The 239-nt window shown below is 72.8% G+C and carries 1 protein-coding gene; it reads right to left on the bottom strand.

Annotated elements, in window-relative coordinates; genetic code table 11:
* The coding region (locus V0R37_RS23180) for a hypothetical protein (RefSeq protein ID WP_420376701.1) at nt 1-181 on the bottom strand (181 nt) is incomplete at its 3' end.
* Nucleotides 182-239: the final 58 nt, after the last annotated feature.

Raw genomic sequence — 239 nt, 5'->3', positions numbered from 1 at the left:
GTGCGGTGGCGAAGGCCGCGCAGGCGAGAAGGCCGACCGTGCCGACCACGCAGGCGACATCGAAGCCGGCCAGGCGCAGCGCCAGTACCGTTGCGGCCAGCGCCCACGGCAGGCCCAGCAGCAGGGTGATGAGCGCACGGCGGCGGCGCGCGCGTTGCCAGGCGTGCTGCAGGGTGTTCATGCGGCCACCCTGCGTTGGGCACTGCTGGCCATCCAGCGTTCCAGCGCGAACAGCAGCA

The organism is Pollutimonas rozaliensis (assembly GCF_048751585.1).
Taxonomy (GTDB): Bacteria; Pseudomonadota; Gammaproteobacteria; order Burkholderiales; family Burkholderiaceae_B.
Note: the sequence above shows the minus strand (reverse complement) of the source record. Positions and strands in the feature narration are given on the sequence as shown.